At 69.4% G+C, this 18,523-nt stretch carries 11 protein-coding genes; 5 read left to right on the top strand and 6 right to left on the bottom strand.

Features of this window, described 5'->3' with window-relative positions; genetic code table 11:
• Window positions 1-101 precede the first annotated feature (101 nt).
• Window positions 102-1,334, top strand: a complete 1,233-nt coding sequence (locus HGK34_RS20185) for a DUF6596 domain-containing protein (protein WP_201850819.1) — start codon at window positions 102-104, stop codon at window positions 1,332-1,334.
• 60 nt (window positions 1,335-1,394) lie between these two features.
• The gene (locus HGK34_RS20180; RefSeq protein WP_201850817.1) at window positions 1,395-1,826 is read left to right on the top strand and encodes a GNAT family N-acetyltransferase; all 432 of its coding nucleotides are present in this window, start codon (window positions 1,395-1,397) and stop codon (window positions 1,824-1,826) included.
• 43 nt (window positions 1,827-1,869) lie between these two features.
• On the opposite strand, the gene HGK34_RS20175 is transcribed toward HGK34_RS20180, so the two are convergent.
• Window positions 1,870-2,556, bottom strand: a complete 687-nt coding sequence (locus HGK34_RS20175; RefSeq protein WP_307816130.1) for an HAD hydrolase-like protein — start codon at window positions 2,554-2,556, stop codon at window positions 1,870-1,872.
• A gap of 81 nt (window positions 2,557-2,637) precedes the next feature.
• On the opposite strand from HGK34_RS20175, the gene fgd reads away from it, so the two are divergent.
• Entirely contained in the window at window positions 2,638-3,639 is a 1,002-nt protein-coding gene (fgd, locus tag HGK34_RS20170) for a glucose-6-phosphate dehydrogenase (coenzyme-F420) (protein WP_201850816.1), read from the top strand.
• A 110-nt stretch (window positions 3,640-3,749) separates the two neighbouring features.
• Here the strand turns inward: fgd and HGK34_RS20165 are convergent, their stop codons facing one another.
• From HGK34_RS20165 to HGK34_RS20150, 4 genes are all read right to left on the bottom strand, one after another.
• Complete coding sequence (locus HGK34_RS20165) at window positions 3,750-4,190, bottom strand: hypothetical protein (protein ID WP_201850815.1); 441 nt, start codon at window positions 4,188-4,190, stop codon at window positions 3,750-3,752.
• 78 nt (window positions 4,191-4,268) lie between these two features.
• Window positions 4,269-5,474, bottom strand: a complete 1,206-nt coding sequence (locus tag HGK34_RS20160; RefSeq protein WP_201850814.1) for a GNAT family N-acetyltransferase — start codon at window positions 5,472-5,474, stop codon at window positions 4,269-4,271.
• Window positions 5,475-5,600: 126 nt separating this feature from the next.
• Complete coding sequence (locus HGK34_RS20155; protein ID WP_201850813.1) at window positions 5,601-6,056, bottom strand: GyrI-like domain-containing protein; 456 nt, start codon at window positions 6,054-6,056, stop codon at window positions 5,601-5,603.
• Window positions 6,057-6,228: 172 nt separating this feature from the next.
• A complete protein-coding gene (locus HGK34_RS20150) occupies window positions 6,229-7,239 on the bottom strand; it encodes a zinc-dependent alcohol dehydrogenase (protein ID WP_201850812.1) in 1,011 nt (336 codons plus the stop codon).
• 249 nt (window positions 7,240-7,488) lie between these two features.
• Between HGK34_RS20150 and metH the strand changes: the two genes are divergently transcribed.
• Together metH and HGK34_RS20140 are read left to right on the top strand one after the other, a co-directional pair.
• On the top strand, window positions 7,489-11,169 hold the full coding sequence (gene metH / locus HGK34_RS20145; protein WP_244666989.1) for a methionine synthase: 3,681 nt from the start codon (window positions 7,489-7,491) through the stop codon (window positions 11,167-11,169).
• Window positions 11,170-12,107: 938 nt separating this feature from the next.
• On the top strand, window positions 12,108-16,706 hold the full coding sequence (locus HGK34_RS20140) for a hypothetical protein (protein ID WP_201850808.1): 4,599 nt from the start codon (window positions 12,108-12,110) through the stop codon (window positions 16,704-16,706).
• A 206-nt stretch (window positions 16,707-16,912) separates the two neighbouring features.
• Here the strand turns inward: HGK34_RS20140 and HGK34_RS20135 are convergent, their stop codons facing one another.
• Complete coding sequence (locus HGK34_RS20135; RefSeq protein ID WP_201850806.1) at window positions 16,913-18,247, bottom strand: YopA family protein; 1,335 nt, start codon at window positions 18,245-18,247, stop codon at window positions 16,913-16,915.
• Between the last annotated feature and the right edge of the window lie 276 nt (window positions 18,248-18,523).

The raw sequence follows: 18,523 nt of genomic DNA, 5'->3' as shown, positions 1-18,523 counted from the left end.
GTGGGCTCGGAGATGTGTATAAGAGACAGCCCGGCCCCCCTCGCTGCCGGCCCCGCAGCGGGTCATCCCGCCCGTCACGGGGCCGGCGCGGCCGGACGCTGATGGACCCCGACACCTTCCGGGCGGCCTGGCCCCGCGTGGTCCGCGCCCTGGCCGTCGTCACCCGCAGCCTCGACCGCGGCGAGGAGTGCGCGGCCGAGGCGTTCGCCCGCGCCGCCTCACGGCCCGACGGGTCGATCGAGGATCTCACCGCCTGGTGCGTGCACGTCGGCCGCAGGGTCTGGCTCGACGAGATGCGGCACGAAGCGGTTCTCACGCGCCTGATGCCCGAGATCGCGCGAGCGGAGACCACCTTGGACGACGCACCGGCACGGCCCGGCGACGGCCTGGACGACCGCCTCGCGCTCCTGTTCGTCGCGTGCGACGACGCGCTGGCTCCCGGGGCGCAGCTCGTGCTCGCCATGCGCGTGGTCTGCGGGCTGCCGATCCGCAGGATCGCATCTCACCTCGGGATCGCCGATGCCACCGCCGCCGCCCGGCTGACCCGGGCGAAGTCGGGCCTCGCTCGCGCACGGGGCGAGTTCTCCGTGCCCGACCGCGCGGAGCGGGAGTCGCGCCTGCCGATCGTGCTCGCCTGCGTCGCGGGCCTGTTCTCCGTGGGCCAGCACGAGGCGCTGGAGCCCGCGGACGCCACCGAGGATCCTGCGCGCGACGCGCTGACGCTCGCCGAGGCGCTGGCCGCGGAGTTCCCCGACGATCCGGAGGTGCTCGGCCTGCGCGCCGTGTGCCGGCTGGGGCTCGCACGCCGTCCGGCGCGCGTCCGGGACGGCGTGGCTCTGCCGTTGGACGAGGTGAACCGAGCGGAGTGGGACACGCGTCTGCTCGACGCGGGCCTGGACGACGTCGCCACCGCCGTCGGGCTCGGTCGGCGTCCCGGACGTTTCGTCCTCGAGGCGGCGATCTCCGGCGTGCACAGCACGAGCGGAGGAACCGGCCGCACCGACTGGCACCGGCTCGCTGCGCTCTACGACGCTCTCCTGGAGGTGTGGCCGTCCCCCGCGACCCGGGTGGCCCGGCTGGTCGCTCTCGGGAGGAGGGAGCTGGCCGGCGCCGAGGGAGCCGCCGCGACGCCAGGTCTGGCGGCGGTCGAGCGCGAGCTCGAGGAGTTCGTCACCGGCGGTCCGCCCTACGCCGCCCGCGACGCGAGCCTCGCGCTGGCCGACCTGGCACGGCGCACGGGCCGCACCGACGAGGCCGCCGCACGCTACCGCGAGCTGATCGACGTCGTCCCGGAGGGACCCCTGCGGGAGTTCTGCCGCCGGTACGCCGGATAGGCGGCGCGGCTCCTGGAATCAGGTGCGACCGCCCCGCCGCCGCGTGATTGACTGCCGCACATGGTTGCCGACGAGTCGCAGTACGAGTTCTCCGCCGACACCGGCCGGATCGACCCGGCGCGGGTGTACGCGCTGCTCACCGAGCACGCCTACTGGGCCGCGGGACGATCCCGCGCGGCTCAGGACGCCGCGATCGCCGGGTCGCGCAACTACGCGGTGCATGTCCGGGACTCGGGCGCACTCGCCGGCTACGCCCGCGTGGTGACGGACGGCGCCACGTTCGGCTGGCTGGCCGATGTCGTGGTGGACCCCGCCCACCGCCGGCGGGGCATCGCCCGCATGCTGGTCGAGGGCGCGCTCGCCGACCTCGACCCGCTGGGTCTCAAGCGCATCCTCCTGCGGGCCTCGGGCGAGGGACGTGCCCTCTACGAGGAGCTCGGCTGGAAGCCGGTGGACGAACCGGAGGCCTGGATGGCCCGGTACCAGGGCTGAGAGGAAACCCGAGCGGCAGCCCGCGGAGCGTTCCGGACCGGCGTCACCCCAGCAACAGGTCCCGCAGATGGGCGGGCGAGGCGGCGATGACGGCCGCGCCCGCCTCCTCGAGCTCGCCCGGCTCGCCGTAGCCCCAGGCGACGCCGATCGTCGGGATGTCGTTCGCGGTCGCGGCGTGCACGTCGTGCTCGCGGTCGCCCACCATCACCGCTCGGGCGCCGGCCTGGTCACCGCCGGAAGCCGCCAGCGCCCGGGCGACGACCTTCTCCTTGCCGGAATGCTGCCCCGCGCCCTCCATCGCGGGGCCGAACACCGCCTCGATGCCGCCGGTGAGGTACTTCTCGAGGGCGAAGTGGGCGACGATCGGGCGGGCCAGCGGCTGGGGCTTGGCGGTCGCGACGACGAGTGTCGTTCCCGCGTCGCGCAGGACCGTCAGAAGGTCCTCGATGCCGTCGAACACGGCGTTGTCGTGCAGGCCGGCCACCTCGATCTCGCGCCGGTAGACGGTGACGACGGCCTCGGCCTGGTCGTCGGTGAGCCCGGCACCGGCGAGCGAGAGGCCCAGTGGCGGGCCGACGAACCGGCGCAGCCGTGGGTCCGGGGGTACGGGCAGACCGGCCTCGGCGAAGGCGGTGCGGAGGGAGGCGATGATGCCGGGGGCGGAGTCGGTGAGGGTGCCGTCGAGGTCGAGGAGGACGTGGGTGGGACGTTCGGGCAGGGTGTGCGTCACGGTCCCGAGCGTACGGTGCGCCAGGATCCTGCCCGCTCGTCCCTGCTGTCGGTGTCGGTCTGCAGGCGTAGGGTCTCGGATGTGACTCTCAAGATCGGCTACAAGGCATCCGCAGAGCAGTTCGGTCCGCGCGACCTGGTGGACTTCACGGTTCTCGCTGAGCAGACCGGGCTGGACAGTGCATGGATCTCGGACCATTTCCTGCCGTGGCGCGTCAAGGGCGGGCACGCCCCGTCGGCGCTGGCGTGGCTCGGCGCGGCGGGCGAGCGTACGGAGCGGATCATGCTCGGGACGAGCGTGATGACGCCTACCTTCCGATACAACCCGGCGGTGATCGCGCAGACGTTCGCGACGTTGGCGCTGCTGACCGAGGGGCGTGTGGCGATCGGTGTCGGCACGGGTGAGGCGCTGAACGAGATCGCCGTGAGCGGGCGTGACTGGCCGGACTTCAAGGAGCGGTTCGCACGGCTGCGCGAGGCCGTCGCGCTGATGCGGCGGTTGTGGACCGAGGAGTCGGTGGATCACGAGGGCGACTACTACACGCTGGTGGGCGCCACGATCTACGACCGGCCCGAGGTCCCGGTCCCGGTGTACGTCGCGGCCGGTGGCCCGATGGTCGCGCGGTATGCGGGTCGCGTCGGTGACGGCTTCATCTGCACCTCGGGCAAGGGCATGGAGCTGTACACGGAGAAGCTGCTGCCGGGTGTCGCGGAGGGCGCGGCGAAGGCGGAGCGTGATCCGGCCGGGATCGACAAGGTGCTGGAGCTGAAGATCTCCTACGACCGCGACCCGGCCGCGGCGCGGGAGAACACACGCTTCTGGGCGCCGCTGTCGCTGACCCCGGAGCAGAAGCACAGTGTGACGTCGGCGCAGGAGATGGAGCAGCTGGCGGACGAGCTGCCGATCGAGCAGATCGCGAAGCGGTGGATCGTCGCCTCGGACCCCGAGGAGGCGGTGGCGATGATCAAGCCGTACGTCGACGCGGGCCTCAACCATCTCGTCGTGCACGGCCCGGGTCAGGACCAGCGCGCGTTCCTGACCCAGTTCGGCGAGGACGTCCTGCCGCTGCTGAAGCAGCTCTGAACGGGGGACCCGGCCCGTGGCGGAAGCTCGCGGCCGGGTCTCCGGCGGACGGCGTCGGTCGGCGTTCACCCGCGACCCCGCGGGGACCAGCTCGGCCGGGGACGTCCCGGTCAGACCTCGTCGAGGATCCGGGTGCGCTGCGCCTCGCGTTCGGCATCCGTGATGCCCCCCTCGGCGTGCAGCCGGTCCACCTGCGCCAGACGGTCCGCGATGCTGCGCGAGGGCGGGGACGGCGCCGTCGCGCCGGCTCCCTGCCCGGTGCCGGAAGGCCCGGTGCCGGAAGGCGTGGCGCGCAGGGCGTCGGCGACGATCTCGGCCTCGGAGGCGAGGGGGTCGATTCCCTTGCGCCTCAGCCGGGCGGCGTTGACGACCACCAGTACGACGACGGTGACGACGCCGAGGCAGACCAGCCCGCCGACCACCGCGAAGACCGCGCCGAAGCCGCCCGCGGCGGCCAGTCCGAAGCCCTCGCCGCCGGGCTCCGGGAACTCGACCGCGAGGTGCGGGAACGGGTCGGCAGGCAGGATGACGAGAGGGGAAGGCAGGGTCACTGTCACAACCTCCGTGCAGGTGGTGGCGCCTCGCGGCGCCGGGTCCCGGGAGCATATCCGCTCGCGGGCGCCGTGGGCTCACAATTCGATCGTCAGCATCCGGGAGCCGTCCTGCTTCTCGTAGCCGAGGGCCGCGTACAGTCCCACCGCACCCGTCGGGTTCGCCGTGTCGACGTCGAGGGCGGCGTACCGCATGCCGTCGTCGGCCATCAGGCGCATCCCGGCCGCCATGACCGCCGGGGCGAGCCCGCGGCCGCGGTAGGCGCGCCGCACACCGACGTTGTCGGAGTAGCCGAAGGTGTAGCCGCGCACCGCGAAGTCGTCCTCGTACTTCGAGGCGATCTGGTAGGCCACCACCAGCGGCTCCCCCGCCCGGAGTGCTGCCGCCGTCTCGGCGTCGGTGTCGGGCGAGGCGAGGAGCGCATCGGTGTCGGGTGCGTCGTCGACGATCAGGGACGTCCATGACGGCATGAACGCCGTGCGGTACTCCGACCACGTCTCCCGGGTGCGTGGCTGGCTTCCCCAGTGGTCCCGGAACGCGTCGTTCCGGGCGAGGCGCAGCGCCTCGTCGAGTTCGGGCGCCCAGACGGTGAGCCGCAGCCCGGTGTCCGAGTCCGGCACGTCGGCCGACGCGATCGGCGCCGACAGGTCGCGGCGCAGGAACGAGTAGTACCGCCGCGCGGCGAACCCGGCCCGCTCGTACGTGCGCCCCAGGCGCTCGGGAGCGTCGTCCTCCATGTGCACGACGAGCCACGCGGGCACGTGCCGGGCCGCGAGCGCCGATTCCGCGAGCTTCTGGCGTCCGCGCGCGATCTGCCAGGCGAGAAGCTCGCGCCCGATTCCTTCGCCTCGCCGGTCGGGGTGCACGCCTCCCTCCAGGATGGCGCGTGCCACGGTCGCGTCGCCTGGCGGGGCGCTGACCTGGGCGTAGGCGCGCAGGATGCTCGTGGCCGGTCCGTGGTCCGGTTCCTCGAAGCCGAGCAGGAAGTCCTTGTCGAGGTCGCGGTAGGGCGCGGCGAGGGTCTCGGTCACCTCGTCGAGGGCCACGCGGAACGGGAGGCCGTCGGCCTCGCCGGTGGTGTTGAGGAGAGCGAGGATGGCCGGCGCGTCTTCGCGTCGGGCGCCGCGCCAGGTCAGTCCGCCGGCTCGGACGGCGGGCAGTGTGGTGGGCGCGGCCGCGCGCTCCGCGACGGAGCCTGGTGTCGCTGCCGGTGTCTGCGCTGGTGGTCTCGCCGCCCCTGTGGTGTCAGTGGTCGCGGATTCGGCGGCGTCGGCAGTGCTCATGTCCCTCACGCTAGGCCGACGGGCCGCCGTCGGTCTCGGGAATATCGTCCGCCAGAGTCTCGCGGCAGGCGCTCGTCGCCGATCGGGGCCTGGCCGGCCGGAGTCGGCGACGGGCTGTCGCCCCGGTCAGTCGACCGGGTAGACGACGCGTGTCTGCCACTTGTCCGGGTCGGTCTCGCTGTCGGGGCCGACGAGGTACTCCTCCCACATCACCTCCGGCACGTCCATCCCGCTGTCCTCGAACCAGGCGGTGAGCTCCTGGTAGGTGGCCGACAACTTCTCGTAGCGCCCCGTATGGATCGTCTCGACCGTGGCCCCGGCGGGGAGCATGGCCGCGACGACGTCGTCCGAGGGCGCGGCACCCGGCATCACCGGGAACCCTGCGGTGACGTCGAACGAGTTCTCCTCCATGCCCTGGTAGAGGGCTACGGGTGGACCTGTCGGTTCGAGCCCTCGCTCCGCGAGCGCCTCCGCGGCGGCCGTCATGGCACGGGAGAAGAACTCCGCGATCTCGTCACCCGGCACCTGCTCGTGCAGCCCGACGATCTCCTGCGCCGCGCGTTCGCCTCGCACGATCTCCATCTCATACACCTCCCGGTCGGTACCGGGCGCCCCGCGGCCCCGGCAGGTTTCCAGGATCGTCCTCCGCTCCCGCCCGGCGCATGTCGGACGCGGTTTCGGCGGTCCGGTCACACGCGCGTGGGCACGTCTGCCGTCCCCCCGCCCGGGACACGACGTCGTGGGGGGGCGACCCTCAGAACCCGAACACTATGCGCGCCGGCACCTGCCCCGCGAGCACGTCGACGAACGACTCGTTGATCTCCTCCAGCTTGCGCTCCACGGCGACCACCTCGGTGCGGCCGGCTGCGTGGAGGGCGAACACGTCGGCGAGGTCGTTGCGCGTGCCCACGATGGATCCGATCACGGAGATGCCCTTGAGGACCGTGTCGAAGATGGGGAGTTCCAGCGTTCCCTCGGCGGGTAGCGCGACGCAGACGAGCCGGCCGCCCGGGCGCAGGGAGCGGAGTGCCTGGCCGAACACGGGTGGGGACGCGGCGAGCACGATGGCGACGTCGGCGCCGCCGAGCTGCTGGATGGCCTCGGTGGGGTTCTCGCGGGCGGCGTTGACGACATGGTCGGCGCCGAGGCGGGTGGCGAGTCCGAGCTTGTGGTCCACGACATCGACGCCGATGGTGAACGCGCCGGCGATCCGTGCGTACTGGAGCGCGAGATGCCCGAGGCCGCCGATGCCGAACACGGCGACGGTCTCGGCCGGGGCGACGTGGGCGACCTTGACGGCCTTGTAGGTGGTGACGCCCGCACAGGTGAGGGGTGCCGCGTCGAAGGACGGCACCTCGTCGGGGACGGGTGTGGCGAAGGCGGCGGGCACGACGGCGTACTCCGCGAAGGCTCCGTCGACCGAGTAGCCCGAGTTCTCCTGCCTCTCGCAGAGCGTCTCCCAGCCGCTGATGCAGTACCGGCACTCGCCGCAGGCGCTGCCGAGCCAGGCGATGGCGACACGCTGCCCGACGGCGCGCGTGGTGACGCCGGGGCCGAGCTCGTCGATCTGGCCGACGCCCTCGTGCCCGGGGATGAAGGGCGGGGACGGCTTGACCGGCCAGTCGCCGTGGGCGGCGTGGATGTCGGTGTGGCACAGGCCGCTGGCCTCGATGCGCACGCGCACCTGACCGGGCCCGGGTTCGGGAGCGGGGACGTCCTGCACCGTCAAGGGTGCGAGGAACTCGGTGACGACAGCTGCCTTCATGGTGGGCTCCGTTCCTGGGGGCTCGGTGCGTCGGTATTCGTGGGTTCCGACAAGCCTGCGCACCTCGGCGGCGGCCGAGGTGACTCCAGTTCAGCTCCACGCACCGGATACCGATAGGGCCGAAGGACCCGCCCGCGAGGGACCCGAGGGCTCTGCCCGGTCCCAGAGCCCGGGCGGGCCCGCCTCCGCCCCGGGACCGCGGGCTACGCTGCGAACGTGACTGCTCCATCCGCTGCCCCGGCCCTGCCCATGCCAGATCGGGCAGCCGCCCTGCTCACGGCGATGCGCGAACGTGTGGTCGTGGCCGACGGCGCGATGGGCACGATGATCCAGCAGGCCGAACCCACCCTGGCGGACTACCAGGACATGGAGGGCTGCAACGAGATCCTCACCGTCACGCGCCCGGACCTGATCGCGGGCATCCACGACGCCTTCCTGGACGTGGGCGTGGACGCGATCGAGACGAACACGTTCGGCGCCAACTGGTCCAACCTGTCCGACTACGGCATCGACGACCGTATCCGGGAGCTCGCCCGCGCGGGCGCGGCCCTGGCCCGCGAGCGGGCCGACGCCCACGCTGCACGGGACAAGGAGCCGGGCCGCCTCAGATGGGTGCTGGGCTCGATGGGCCCGGGCACGAAGCTGCCGAGCCTGGGCCACACCACCTACGGACACCTGCGCGACACGTTCGCCGAGCAGGCGGCCGGCCTCATCGAGGGCGGCGCGGACGCGATCCTCGTCGAGACCAGCCAGGACCTGCTCCAGACCAAGGCCGCGATCTCCGGGTCGAAGCAGGCGATGCGCGAACTGGGGCAGCGTGTCCCGATCCTTGCGTCGGTCACGGTGGAGACCACCGGCACGATGCTCATGGGATCGGAGATCGGCGCGGCTCTGACCACGCTCCAGGCGGTGGGTGTGGACGCGATCGGCCTGAACTGCGCCACCGGCCCGGACCAGATGAGCGAGCACCTGCGCCACCTGGCGCGGCACGCGCAGATGCCGGTCATGTGCCAGCCGAACGCCGGCCTGCCGGTGCTCGGGCCCGACGGCGCCACCTACCCGCTCACGCCCGAGGAGCTGGCCGCCGCGCACGAGCAGTTCACCCGGGAATTCGGGCTGGGCCTGGTGGGCGGCTGCTGCGGTACCACCCCGGAGCACATGCGCCAGGTGGTCGACGTCGTGCGCGGCAACCCCCTGCCGGATCGCCACCCGGAGCGGGAGAACGGCGTCGCCTCCCTCTACTCCCACACCGACCTGCATCAGGACGCCTCCTACCTGGCGATCGGCGAGCGCACCAACGCGAACGGGTCCAAGGCGTTCCGTGAGGCGATGCTGGAGTCGCGCTGGGACGACATCGTCGACATCGCCCGTGCCCAGACCCGGGACGGTGCGCACCTGCTGGACGTGTGCGTGGACTACGTGGGCCGCGACGGCGTCGCGGACGTGCGCGAGGTGGTCTCCCGGCTGGCCAGCGCGTCGACGCTGCCGCTGGTGATCGACTCCACCGAGCCGGACGTGATCCGCGCGGGCCTGGAGCTGCTGGGCGGGCGCGCGGTGGTGAACTCGGTGAACTTCGAGGACGGCGACGGGCCGGGCTCGCGGTTCGCGCGGATCATGCCGGCGGTCGTCGAGCACGGGGCCGCCGTCGTCGCGCTCACCATCGACGAGGAGGGGCAGGCCCGCACGGCCGAGGGCAAGGTCGCGATCGCGACGCGCCTCATCGAGACCCTCACCGGCGACTGGGGCATGCGGGTGGACGACATCATCGTCGACTGCCTCACCTTCCCCATCGCGACCGGCCAGGAGGAGACCCGCCGCGACGCCATCGAGACGATCGAGGCGATCCGCGAGATCACCCACCGCTACCCCGGCGTGCACACCACGCTGGGCGTGTCGAACGTGTCGTTCGGGCTGAACCCGGCGGCGCGCACCGTGCTGAACTCCGTGTTCCTGCACGAGGCCACCGAGGCCGGGCTGGACAGCGCGATCGTGCACGCGGCGAAGATCCTGCCGCTGGCCACGATCCCGGACGAGCAGCGCGAGGTGGCGCTCGACCTGGTCTGGGACCGGCGCCGCTACGACGAGGCCGGTGAGCTCACCTACGACCCGCTGGCCCGCCTGCTGGAACTGTTCGAGGGCGTGGACACCGCCGCGATGCGCGACGCGCGCGCCGCGGAGCTGGCCGCCCTGCCGATCGGCGAACGGCTGGCGCGCCGCATCATCGACGGCAACCGCAAGGGCCTGGACGACGACGTCGAGGAGGCCCTTGGCAACGGCATGAGGGCGCTGGACATCGTCAACGACCACCTGCTGGAAGGCATGAAGGTGGTGGGCGAGCTGTTCGGCAAGGGCGAGATGCAGCTCCCGTTCGTGCTGCAGAGCGCCGAGGTGATGAAGACCGCCGTGGCGCTGCTGGAGCCGCACATGGAGCGCGTCGAGGGTGACTCCGGGTCGAAGGGCACGATCGTGCTGGCCACCGTGCGCGGCGACGTGCACGACATCGGCAAGAACCTCGTGGACATCATCCTCACCAACAACGGCTACACGGTGGTGAACATCGGCATCAAGCAGCCGATCTCCGCGATGATCGAGGCCGCCGAGGAGCACGGGGCGGACGTCATCGGCATGTCGGGCCTGCTGGTGAAGTCGACCGTGGTGATGAAGGAGAACCTTCAGGAGCTGTCCTCGCGGGGGCTCGCGAAGCGGTGGCCGATCCTGCTCGGCGGGGCGGCCCTGACGCGCACCTACGTGGAGGACGACCTGGCCGGGACGTTCGACGGCACCGTCCGGTACGCGCGTGACGCGTTCGAGGGGCTGCGGCTCATGGAGCCGCTGGTGAAGGTGGCGCGTGGGGCGTCGCCGGACGAGGTGGGGCTGCCCGCCCTGCGCACGCGCCGGCACAACGTGGTCAAGGTGACGGAGACGCCGGAGGAGGAGCTGCCGGACCGGTCCGACGTCGCCGTGGACAACCCCGTGCCGGAACCGCCCTTCTGGGGAACGCGCATCGTCAAGGGGCTGCAGCTCGCGGACTATGCCGCGTTCCTCGACGAGCGGGCCACGTTCATGGGGCAGTGGGGGCTGAAGCCGGGACGCGGATCGGGCGGCGCGGCGACGGCGGCTGCGGCGTCGGCGTCGGCGTCAGGCAGCGCCTCGTCGGACGGTGCGACGTCCGGTACGACGGCGTTCGCGGCGCCGGCCACGTCCTCGGCGTCGTACGAGGAACTCGTGGAGACCGAGGGCCGGCCGCGGCTGAAGGAATGGCTGGACCGGATCCGGACGGAGCAGATCCTCGACCCGACGGTGGTGTACGGATACTTCCCGGTGTGGTCGGAGGGGAACGACGTCGTCGTCGCGCACCACGGGCCGGGACTGGCCGGGCTCACGGCGCCCGACGGCGGCTCCGGCGGCGAGCCGGGCACCGAGCGTCTGCGGTTCACGTTCCCGCGGCAGCGCCGCGACCGGCACCTGTGCCTGGCCGACTTCATCAAGCCGCGATCCTGGGTGGAGCGGACCGGACGGTACGACGTGCTGCCCGTGCAGCTCGTGACCGTGGGCGACTCCGTGGCCGAACACACCGCCAAACTGTTCGAGGGCAACCACTACCGCGAGTACATGGAGCTGCACGGCCTGTCGGTCCAGCTCACCGAGGCGCTGGCGGAGTTCTGGCACTCCCGCGTACGGGACGAGCTCGGGTACGCCGGCGAGGAACCGGACACCGTGGAAGGGATGTTCAAGCTGGAGTACCGCGGGGCGCGCATGTCGCTCGGGTACCCCGCCTGCCCGGACATGGAAGACCGGCACAAGATCATGGAACTGCTGCGGGCCGAGCGGGTGGGGGTCGAGCTGAGCGACGAGCTGCAGCTGCACCCGGAGCAGAGCACGGATGCGCTGGTGTTCCATCATCCGGAGGCTAAGTACTTCTCGGTGTGACCTACCCGGGGTCCGGCGTCTGCCCTGGCTGCTGGCGTTCTGGCTGTTCAGCACGCCGGACAGGATTGCCCGCGTGCCGTATCCAGACGTCGCTGGACGGACCTCAGCGTACCAATTCGTGCAGTAATCGTGCAGTGGAGGGCTCCCCGCTCGCGGCCAAATCATGCACTGCACGAAATGGGGTCTGACCTGCATCGACAAGGGAAACTGGATGGACCTGCCCTGAACTGACCCTTTCGCCTTGGATGAACTGCGGAGGGGCCCACACGGCTGCCACCCTCTCGGAGCGCCGCACGTCGGCGCGCCTTGTCCCACCGTTGCGAAGCTCTCCCGCTACCGAGTGCCACGCTTACCGACAGCCGCCCGGTCGGTTCCGCGACGGACTTACCGCGGTAGCGAGAGGCGAGCCGCTCCGACATCAGACCGGCTGCTGCCGGCCGCGAAGCGAGTTCCTCACGGCTGGCGACCCATGTCACAGGAAGAGGCGGGCGGCGGGTTGGGTGTGCCTTCAGCGGCCTGTGGTAGGCGGGTATGAGCCAGTTTGTGCGTACGCTGGTCACGTGCCTAACGATGGAGCCTCCCCGTACGCCTCTGGTGGTGGGGGCGTCACGCTGGAACATGCGTACGCGGCGACGATCCTTGCGAGTCTTCTGGCTGGCGCTCCTGTCCCTGGTGTTGGGGATCGGATATCGGTGTCGCGTGTGCGACTGCAGGCGAAGGACGCGAGCCCTGTCGACGATGTATTCGTAGAGGGAACCAGTCCGACTGGCGATCGGTGCTGCGCGTCCATCGGTGTTCGGCGTGCCCCGACTTTTGCTCCAAGCGAGACCTCGTCGGTGTCACTGATTGGAGACTATCTGCGGATCGTGGCCGAGCACTGGGAGAGCGTCTCGTCAGGAACTTGGTCGCTCGTACTGGCGGTCGGAAGGCACACCCCAGTGATCGATCAGCTGGATCAGTTAGCTGCGTTTGCGCGTTCTGCCCCAGATCCGGAGTCGTTCAGGCAGCATGTCAGGCGCCCCCGGGCCACGAACGAAGCTACGAGGAACAGGCTCTCCAATCTGGAGAACCTTGTCGGGCAGGCGGCGCGCCAGATCCCAAGCCTCGACGACATACAAGCAGGTGACCTCACCTGGCGCTGGCTCTCAGTGCTGAGGGTGCATGTTTTGCACCTCGAGGGCACCGATACACGCGACCGCACGGCGGCGATCGCCACTCTTCGTGCGGTCGTCGAGGACGGGACGCTCGCCACTGCCGACAGCATCTTCTCGAAGATCCTGGAACTCACCGGGGCGTGGGCAGCACAGGGCGGGTGGGTCACTGCTGGGATGTTGCGCCGCGAGTTGAGAGCTTTCCCCCTGAAGCGGTCGCCTTCGCACACGCATGCATGGAGAGTGCTAGATCGCCTTGCAGAGCGGTTGCGCGGGAACGTACGCCCTGGGCTCCGCGCGGGGTCCGTGTCAATCGAACTCGACCGCGACGAAGCCAGATCGGGACTCGCCGATGCTATGAGGGCCGAAGGGGATCACCGCTCCGGTCTCGTTGTGACGGGCGAGCCGGACGTCGGGAAGTCGGCACTCGCACTGCGCGTGTCGGGGGCCCTTCGGGATGAGGGTGCCAGCTTGATGAGCATGAGCCTTCGGGACGTGCCCGACGCAGTTGGAGACTTCGAAGCACGTCTGGGCGGAGCCTCCCTCGCAAATATTCTCGCGAGCGCTGAGGTGCGACAACTGCAGCTTTTGCTCATCGATGGAACGGAGTCAGTCCTCGAGGGCAAGGGCCCACTGCTACGCGAGCTCGCAACGGCGGCCTTCCGGGCCGGGAGAGGGGTCGTCGCAGTCACCCGCGCCGATGGGGCGCCGCGAGTTCGCGAGGAATTGATGTACGCCGCGGAGGCTGCCGAGCAGGCTGGTGAGCCCACGGAGTACGTCGTGCCGGGTTTGGCTGCCAACGAACGGCAGAAACTGGCCCGAGCGTTCCCAGGGCTTCGCAGGCTTGCGAGCGAACCGCGTGCGGGCTGGCTTCTCAGGCGCCCAGGCCTTGTCGATGCGCTACTTCGGGCCGGTTCCAGCATCGATGCCGACGCCATCCTCTGCGAGGCTGATGTCTTCACTGCGGTCTGGAACGGGCTCATCCGACGTTGGGAGGAGCAACCATCGAACCGGGCTACGCCCGACGAGCGAGAGCAGTTGGCCATCAACGTCGCCAGGCGGAACCTCAAACTCGAGGCGCAGACGCAGCCCGGGCGTGCTGCTGCCGAGCTGCGGTCGGACGGTGTCCTTGTCGCCCCCGAGAATCCAGCACTGTCAACAGGTGATGTGTTTGCCAGTGACCTCTTCCGGGACTTCGCACTGTGCAGGCTCTTCATCCACGAGGAGTTCCGGCCACTGGCAGACGCAGGCGCACCCCGCGGGACCATCAGAGCGACGCGACTCGCATGTCAAGCGGTCCTAGGCGACAGGAATCGGATGTCGGCCTGGGCGGACCTGATCTCGCGCTTCGACCAACTGGGCGGCACCGCAGGTAGCCGGTGGGTTGAGCTTCCCTACGAGGCCCTGCTCACGCTCGGTGACGCAGAGGTTGCCATCGGCGAGCTGTGGGAGGCACTTACAGCGGATCAAGGGCGCGGCCTGGGGACGTTGCTGCGGCTCGCGCAACTACGCTACGTGGAATACGACTTCGGTGATCCCTTCGCCTTGGCACCGGTACTTTCCGTGTTCTACAGCGGCGACCAGGCCGCTTCCCGCCGAGGAGTGGCTGTCACGTACGGCCCGATGAAGAGGATCGGGAACCTAGTCCTTGCCTGGCTGCGGGGTATGGCCCGGGACAATCGGGAGCCAGACGTGTTGCGCCGAAGTATCCGGGACCACATCCTCGACAGCGAGCCGTCCGAATATGATGCGTTCGCCATCGAAGCCCTCGCAACGCTGGGACACGACCTCGACGAGCGAGCGGAACAGTGGCTACGGCGAGTCGCCGCCGAGCGGCCAGATTGCCTGGCCTCGGCGGTCGAGTCAGTGGCGGTAGCGGTGAGCATGTCGCGCACTCGCCCGAGTCTCTTGCTGGATCTCGCAGACGCCTACTACATCGAACGGCCTGATCCTGATGAGGACTGGAACTGGGGCGGCTTCGCGGACTACGGCGACGGAATCCGAGACCACCGGCACGACGGCGGACTCGCGTTCGGGCAACCGCTGACCGCTTGGTACTACGGGCCCTTCTACCAGCTTCTGCGGGAGGTGCCGCACGAAACGATCTCGCTCATCGACCGCATGCTTGACCACGCGGCGCAGCATCGCGCGGATCGACGAGCACGGTCCGGAGGCGGGGAAGATACCGCACGTCCACCAGGGATCGATATTGACCTGCCAGATCTGGGTCCGCGACGGTTCTTCGGCGACGACCAGATGTGGGGGTGGTATCGGGGCCTTGGCGGAGGGCCGTATCCCTGCATGAGCGCGCTCCTAGCGCTAGAGCGCTACCTGGACTTCGTCCACAAGGAGGCGGGCATCGAGACTGGGGTACTCGTTGACCTGGTCCTCAGGGCCTGCGACAGCATTGCCGTGGCTGGGCTCGTTGTCGGGTTCCTGACACGCCGCCCCGACAAGGCCGGCGAGATCCTCGACCCGTTCCTCGCGGTGCCGGATGTATGGAGCCTTGAGATGGGCCGCATCGTCGGAGAACGAGCCAACGGACAAGTGCGAGACGCCAGTGCGGACACATTGACGGGCAGCGACCGACGCAGGAACTCACCCCAGGACATCGTCGCCGCGATGGTCCTCGAAGCACGAGAGGACGAAGTGCGGCGCCAGGCCCTGGTGCAGGTAGGTGACCAGCTCGTCGAGAACGCTCGCCATGGCACTGACGTGGATGCTCGAAGTAGCGAGTATGTCGCGATGGTCGAGGGCTGGGCCGCTGGATTCCGAATTGAGAACTACCGAGGATCGAGCGACGAAGACGGGTACGTCATCGCGGTCGAACGCCCGACGCCGGTCGAGGAAGCCCTCGCGTCTCGCACGGCTGAAATCCAGGCAAGCAGGGTCCTGTATCAGTTGCAGAGCAGGTACGCATCCGCAAGCGGCATGCCCGAGGAGGGGCCTGGTGCGTCGTTGCGCGAGGACATCGCGACAGCTCGCAGCACGGTGAGCAACGGTTTCCCCGCCGGCTTCTTCCGACCCGAGGACAGCATCGCCTCCGTTGCCGCGGCGGCCCTACGGGCACACGCGCTCGACCAGGCTGAGATCGACGACGCCGATCTCCGGTGGGCGGCAGACACGGTCTTGACGGCTGCGGAGCGCCCCCGAGTCGACATCCTGAGCAACCACGCGACGATCTATCCGATGGGCGCCGACCGCACAGCGGCAGCCGTGGTGCCCCTACTTCTCACTGAGCCCTTCGAGGCCTTGGAGCTCGATGCGACACGCCTCAACCACTGCCTCGGGGCCCTGGGGAGGAGCTTGTTCGACGAAGTACGTATGGCCTACGCCAGAGGCTGCGATGCGCTGTGGCAGGTGCCGTGCAACGTCGACGAACAGACGGGCGTGTGCGTACGCCATGAACCGGCGTGGCAGGCCGCGCTAGCGAGCCTCGCCGACTGCAGGCGTGCGCCCCGCAACGAAGAGTCCCTGCACTTGGAGCCCAATCCTCTACCACCACCTTACGATCAGACCTTGCCAGCAGTCAGGGCCGCAGACCTGCTGGTCAACCGACTCCGCATGCCGATCCTCTGCGCAGCTGCTGCCGGAAACACCGAGTGCATCCCTTCCGCCGCCCACGAACTCTCCCCAGTCCTCTGGGACGCGTACCGTCGAGGTGTGAACCGCCAGGGGCGCGGTGGCGGCGGCTACACCGAGGCGATGGGTCACGAAGCGATCGCGCGAGCCCTAATCGAACTCACCCTTGCCGGGGACAGCGGCCCTCTCGAATCGCATCTACGCACCTTTGCCGGCAACCCATACGCGCTGCAGCCAATGCTCGACGGGTTCGCCCGGAACTTCACATACGACGAACGCCTCCGGGAATCGCTCCCACAATTCTGGAACCTTGTGCTCCGAACGGTGCTCGACGCCATCGACGCTGGAGCCGACCTGCAAGGAGAGCGCGGGACCTGGTTCGATTGGGCCGTTGCGGCACTTCTACCCACCCCAACGCCACGCAGCTCCGACCCAGACATCGACGGGACGCTCCAGCGAGCCGAGCAAACCTGGATGCGTCCAGAAGCGCTCGGTGACCTGGCCGATCGTTGGCTCGCACTCGCAGCTGGCGAGGCCCGAGCCGTCGACGCGGTCACACGCCTGGCTCGATGCGCACCACTCTCATGGCAAGCCACGGCGGGCCTCGACTGGATCGAGCGAACGATCGACGGCAAGTACGAGCAGGTCAGCAACGGCTTCTACTACTTCTGGGACTGGATCCGAACCCTACGGGGTAGCGGCGCACTAACCGGGGCAGCCCGCGACCGCTTCCACCGGATCGTCGACGGACTGGCATCTGGCGGAGACCGCGAAGCAGTCACCGTCCAAAGACTGGATGAGTAGCGAGAGCAATACAGATCCATCCACCGACGTCCGTTAGTACTTGTTAGTCCGAATACAACTGACGGCACATCGACGCAGGCGCGCACCCTCGGCGAGCGGCGTCGACCATCGCTACGACGATGCTCCCGGCCCGTTGGGGACACCAAGGCGCTCTGCAGTGCGCTAAGCGTTCCCCGATGATCGACAGAGTCGCCATGCGCCGTCTACTACGCCGCCCAAGGTACCGGCGCAGGATCGCTGAGCCATCCGTGGGGAGGGATCGCGCCCAGGTAGCCACCGGTGTATCCAATCGCGTGCAGCAGTAGCAGGCAGACGTACTCACGGCTCTGCTGCCACGCCTCGGCGACCAACCTCTCCCGCGTGTACAAGCGATCATGCGGGTCTTTCGGGTGGATTAGCCGGTTCCGCACCCACGTAACAGTCTCTGGGCCGTCGAGTCTCTTTTCGGTCGCCAGCTGGTGCAGGGCGGGAAGCCGCTTCTGGTCAATGCCGATCGGGATCTGGGCGCGGACGAGAAGCTCACGAAGGCGACGCGCGGTCGGCCAGCGCTTCTGGTCCTCGAACTCGGCCTTGGAGACCACTCCGCCGAGCACGAAGGTCTCCCAGCTCAAGTTCTCGATCGCGGGGAAGGCGGAGAAGATCCGATTCTCGACGAAGCCCAGGTTGGATGTCTGAGTCGCGAGCCGGATCTGGAAGCGGGTGGTGTTGGCGGCGTCAGCATCCCGGAGCCTGACGACACTGGCGTTGAGGAACGCCTCCAGATCGCCGACTGCCATCGGGCTGATGACCGGTGAGCCGATCCTCTCGTAGGGCGCGCAGATCGGACTCCCCCAGTCCTGCCACGCTTTCCCACCAGTCGCGTCGAAACCGACGAAGAGCGTGGGCGCAACCCACCGCCCGGCCGCGAACGAGAGCGACAGGCGCAGCGCCTCGATCACCCGCCTGGCACCTTCGACCTCGAATGAGCTTGCATCCACTCGGCGAAGCTCCATGACGTGCGTGAGGACATAGCGCGCGAGGCCGATATCTTCCTTGAAGAGGGAGCCGCTATCCGGTCTCCCATCGAGAGTGATGCGCCAACCGTCGATTTCGAGGGTCAGGCGGCCGCGTGTCCACGTGCTGCGGCAGCTGTCGGTGTAGTGGAGTGGAGTGTTGCCGGTGTAGTTCGGCAGGTTCATCCAGTGCACGAGGGCGTATTCCAGCAGGTCGCCGGACTCGAACTCCAGGTGCGAGGAGATGCCGACGACGGAGTCGAGCGATGTGCTGTTGATCATGGCGTGACCAGTCATTCCGCCCGCAGTCAGTTCGAACTCGTCGCGCAGGCCAATCCTCAGGTGGTGGCCCTCCGCGTCCGGAAGCTCGACCTGCCAGCGGATGCCTGGCGACGGGAAGGGAACCAGGCGAATCGTCCCGTTCAAGTCACTTCTGTCCAGTCCACCGATCGGTCCCGAGTAGAGTTCGATCGCCTCTCCCGGCTCGTTGAAGGGGTAGATCGGCGTCAGCGGCTCGTTGCCGTGCTCGTCTGGCACATGTATCGACACCAACGACATTCTGCACCCGCGCGTGCCGGATGTCTTCACTCGTGCCGACGAGGATCCGGGATCGCTTGCCGAACATCCGCTGGACCAGGCTGCGGAAACCGCAGCACTGCCGGAGCCGTGGGAAGCTCTGGTCGCATTGCAGCCCAGAAGGTCAAGTCCCAGGTAGTGGTGTAACCGTTTCGTAATCCTTCAGGTTGTGGGTGGTCAGGCGGCAGTGGGGAGTACAGGCTGGTCAGAGTTGGTGGTGATGGCGGTGGTGGTGTCCTCGGGGGTGGT

Origin of the sequence: Myceligenerans indicum (assembly GCF_016742955.1) — a bacterium.
In the GTDB taxonomy this organism is placed as follows: domain Bacteria; phylum Actinomycetota; class Actinomycetes; order Actinomycetales; family Cellulomonadaceae; genus Myceligenerans; species Myceligenerans indicum.
Note: the sequence above shows the minus strand (reverse complement) of the source record. Positions and strands in the feature narration are given on the sequence as shown.